5 protein-coding genes are annotated in these 4,418 nt (G+C 31.1%); all 5 read right to left on the bottom strand.

Annotated elements, in window-relative coordinates:
• On the bottom strand, positions 1–177 hold a 177-nt coding region (locus BAZSYMA_RS10710), incomplete at its 3' end, for a DUF262 domain-containing protein (protein ID WP_143243171.1).
• Between the two features lie 21 nt (positions 178–198).
• Entirely contained in the window at positions 199–999 is an 801-nt protein-coding gene (locus BAZSYMA_RS08255) for a protein kinase domain-containing protein (RefSeq protein WP_195910167.1), read from the bottom strand.
• A complete protein-coding gene (locus BAZSYMA_RS08260) occupies positions 992–2,332 on the bottom strand; it encodes a GmrSD restriction endonuclease domain-containing protein (protein WP_241502601.1) in 1,341 nt (446 codons plus the stop codon). Before BAZSYMA_RS08260 ends, BAZSYMA_RS08255 begins: the two co-directional genes overlap by 8 nt.
• A gap of 9 nt (positions 2,333–2,341) precedes the next feature.
• Positions 2,342–3,136, bottom strand: a complete 795-nt coding sequence (locus BAZSYMA_RS08265; protein WP_090717817.1) for a phosphoadenosine phosphosulfate reductase family protein — start codon at positions 3,134–3,136, stop codon at positions 2,342–2,344.
• Positions 3,129–4,325 (bottom strand): hypothetical protein, encoded by a 1,197-nt coding sequence (locus BAZSYMA_RS08270; protein WP_143243172.1) that lies wholly within the window; start codon positions 4,323–4,325, stop codon positions 3,129–3,131. Before BAZSYMA_RS08270 ends, BAZSYMA_RS08265 begins: the two co-directional genes overlap by 8 nt.
• Positions 4,326–4,418 lie beyond the last annotated feature (93 nt).

The raw sequence follows: 4,418 nt of genomic DNA on the forward strand, positions 1-4,418 counted from the left end.
ACTATTATCCAGTTGCTCTAATCCATAAACAATATCCTCCCACATCCGATTAATGTCGTCTTTTTTCCACGAATAAGGTCGTTGATAAGCGGGAATATAAAAACATTTTTCCTGCTCATCAACAAATAATTTTTTCATATTGACGGTGTCAACACTAAATACATTTTTTATATCCATAATAATTTTATCCTTTTATAGTTACTCTATAATCGCCCCTTCAATTTGCTGAGCAAACTCACTTCCATTTTTAGGGCGCATATCTTTATCATTGTGTAACGCATTATATATTGGTTCAAATAATTTTTCAGGCCCAGACCAATCTTCTTTTCTCAATACTCCTGTTGGGTGTTTTTGATTAACAATCAACCAAAATACTGACGCCAATTGAAATACATCAGATGATTTGCTAATTTTATCATTAATGCCGCAATTAAGATTATTTGCCTCTGGAGACATCCAAAAAGCAGGACCTACTTTTTCACCATCTTTAGTAATTGCCTCTTGCATCGTATCACTATCAAACTTACATAAGCCATAATCACTTAATAACCATCTTCCATTAGAAATCAAGATATTTTCTGGCTTAATATCTCTATGAATGGCTTGTTTATGTAAGCAAGCTAATGCTTTGGATAATCCTCTAAATTGAGAAAAATATTCTTCCTTAGTAAAATTTTCTTGATTTTTAAATTTTTCCGTTAAATCTTGCTCAGCAAGCGTCATAATAATAAATGGGTGTTTTCTGTATTTTCCACTATCTATATATTTGATTAAATGTTCGTGACTACCAATTTCTTTATTTAATCTAATTTCCTTATTGAATCTATCAATTCTATTGCCATTTAATCTAACTTGAAATTTGATTGCATATTCACTAGATGTTGCCTCGTTAACACATTTATACACCGAAGCATTACCTCCTTCTCCCAATAATTCTAAAATATCATAGTCATTCAAACTTATTCCTGTTACTTTACTGGGAGGAGAAAAATTATTCACTATTCTTTTTTAAACAATTGCCGCAAATAAACTCTGAATTAGTTAATTGATAATTTGTTTGTTTATTGTCCCAATATAGTTGTGATTTATTTAAACGCACTTTTCCGTATTCATCTTCGTAATTTAAATTATCCTCTTTACACTTTCCACAATAGGAATACGGTAGACACCCATCCTTGTTTTGTATTATCTCAACCCAATCAAGGGCTATACTGCTTAGTTGCTCATTACTTTCAACAGAAGTACCACCATATGTTCCAGATAAAATTTTAAATAAAAAATCAATTCTCCACTCTCTGCTTACTTTAGAATTTGCATCGGACAAACATCTTGTAGCATACTCCCTAAATAGGCTTATATCCGAATGAGGGTTGGTATATTTGTGCATAAACATTAAATCTATTCTTAAATTTTCCAAATTTTTATTTGCAATATCATATTTCAATTTTTTCAATTTTCTTATTGCAAAAAATAAAGCATAAAAATCAGATTTTTGCTTAAATCTTGTTTTACTAATAAATCCCTTAAATTTTATCTTTTCATGATAACAAGTGGTTAATGGTCCACTTTGTCCAATGTGTTCTTTTTCGTTAAAAATTAAGTGTATGTCTTTAAGTATTTCAATAAACTCCTTTTCTATTTTGTTTTTTTCTATGACATTCCAATCGGCATAATCCCTATAAAAATTATCTAATGTATTTTTTTTATCTTGAACACCATCTATTAGTCCTGCTAACAATTCAGACACATATTCAGCATCGCCAAATCTTCTTCTACTGGTAATAGTAAAAATTTTTGTATCATTAAGAAAAGCATTAACCGCTAATTTTTCAGATAATGTCAAAAAATCCCCAGGAAAATCAGAACGCCTCAACTCCTGGCTATTAAGAACAGTAGAATATTTATTAACACGTGAATATATTTCTCTCAACTGATCGTCTGAAGCATCATTTATCTCATTAAAATCCAATTTATATCTAAAAAAATTATACTGTATCTCTTCTGGCAACTCGCTAAAATTTTTATTAAGAAACTCTCCGTCATAAGGTTTTTTTAGAGAAAATTCATCTCTAATAAATGACAAAATAGCAGTAATTCTTTGTTGTCCATCTATTACGGAACGGTAGGGTCTATTGTTTTTTACTAAATTAGATACAAATATCTTTGGCATGGGTATATTTTTTAATATGGTATCCATCAGCATTATTTTTGCCGCTTCACCCCAAACAAGTCTTCTTTGAAAATCTGGCCTGATTTCCAAGCGATCATGATCCGTCCAATCTTGCAAATCAAGTATACTGTTAGTCGATGGTTGCCAATTAATTTGCTCCATACTTCTCCTTTATAAACTACAAATCAAACAAGCTTGGCTCTCATCATCTTGTCCATCTTCTATTAAAATATCTTGCCAAGATCGATTATCTTTTTTCCTTGCAAGATGTTCTTTTCTTTTTTTACTGTTGGCTAAAATTTCGTCTTTGCGTTCAATTAACTCTTCTAAAGTCATACCCTGAATCCAAGTGTAGCCCTTTCCGCCCTCTTGTTTTTCCATTTGAACTGCTCTTGCAAATTCTTTAGGGTATCGTTCTGCTAGCCCTAACCACTCTTCTTTACGTTGAAAAAAGCAAAAAAAGCAACCTGAGCGACTGCGCCATTCATAGTACTCTGGGATACCTACAGTTTCTCTTAATAAGTTAAAAATATCTTCTCTAACTAAGCTATCCTCAATAAAGGGAAAAACTGGTTTGATATTTTTTTTATTGCTAATATAGCCTTCACGATTTTCATCGGCGCGAATACCAATATAAGAAATACATTCGTCATTGCCAATAAATTCCTCAAAAGGGGCTAACTTCATGTCTTTAGTACACCAGCGCTGTTGTGGCGATGGCAACATCCCATCTTTCATTTTAAGATGATGAAAAAAATCTTTTTTACTTCCCAGCCTTACTATTTTCTTACCTAAATAAATTTCTAATTTATCTAAAAAAGTATAAATTTCAGGTAATTCCACTCCTGTGTCTGTAAAAAAATATTCTATTTCAGGAATTTTATTTTGTTGTTTAAGATAAATAGCTAAAGCAGCACTATCTTTACCGCCTGAAATACCCAATACATGCCTTACTTTTTTAGCCATTTTTAACCCTCTCTACTTGAACCGATACACTTTTTAGTATTTTGGTCGCTAATCTTATTTTGGCATTATTAGATAAAATCTCAATATTCTCCATAATTGCTATTTCCTGAGGGTCTGTTAATTCATCTTTCGAATGATAAGATCTGACTTTATCTAAATTGATAATTAATTTTATATTTTCTGATAATTTTTGTTTGACTAGATCACTATCAGTATCCGTCCACTCTTTAGGATGTTTATTATTGACAGATATTAAAATATGCTCAAAATAGTAATCTAAATTAGTAAAGTCTTCACCAATAATATTAATAAAATTTGTTGTCTCCTCATCTGTAGAATAAGTTTGCAAATTTTGCCCATATTCCACCAATTTAGTTTTTACTTTTCCTTTAGCTTGTTCTAATTTTTCTATATTAAATTTTTCTGATAGGATTAATATTTGATTACTAATCATTTTGTTATAAGCATTTTTAATTTCTTGTAATGATTGCTTAACCACATCACCAAAACCTTTAGTATTATTTTTATCAAAACCACATGCTTCTGGCAATTTTCTAAACAACAGATCTTGAGGGCTTTTGTTATTTTTAAAAGCATCTCTTACTTTTTGCGCTACTTCGGAAATATTTTTAGTTTGTTTAGTATAAGGTGGAATATCTTGCATAAATACAGCCATTGCTTGAAATAGTTTTGGCACATTTGGTGCTTTTTTTCCATTTAACAAACTGTTTTCATATTCTTGTAAGAATGATTGAGTGACCCCCTCTATCTTAAATTGTTGAAAAGTAAAGGTATCTGGGCGTTTCAAGAAGCGCTCTAAATGTTCAGTTGTAAAATACGGAACATAAAAGCGATCTTCATAAACAGCAATTTCATCTTTATTAAATAAATAAACTGCAATATAAAAAATAGGTAATACTGGTTTTTTAATGCCAAAAGGGGGCGAGGTCAAAATTGCATCTAAAGTGGAAAAATTTTGCGCTTGGTCTTTAGCATTATTAAAAAATTCTTCTATTATGTCCCACACTTTCAAATAGTTGGCGTCTGTAGGTGGTGTAATCCCCCAAATGCCCTTGACCTTCCTATGCATACCGCTACTTTCTAAGATAGCTTTATACATACTTTTTTCTGCGGGATATGCTTTAATACCCAAATCTCGTTTATCAGAATTATTTAATAACGCTATCAATAGTTTTCTACGGCCTGCATTCGCTTGAGCCGATGGGTTGTTCCTGTTAATAAGTTCATTTTTAATAATTGGCGTTTTGCGATAAATATTCTC

The organism is Bathymodiolus azoricus thioautotrophic gill symbiont (assembly GCF_001298715.1).
Classification (GTDB): domain Bacteria; phylum Pseudomonadota; class Gammaproteobacteria; order PS1; family Pseudothioglobaceae; genus Thiodubiliella.

What these genes read in the sequence shown, in the direction of transcription:
- BAZSYMA_RS08260 (WP_241502601.1), bottom strand. Translation starts at nt 2,332, where the DNA reads ATGGAGCAAATTAATTGGCAACCATCGACTAACAGTATACTTGATTTG.
- BAZSYMA_RS08265 (WP_090717817.1), bottom strand. Translation starts at nt 3,136, where the DNA reads ATGGCTAAAAAAGTAAGGCATGTATTGGGTATTTCAGGCGGTAAAGAT.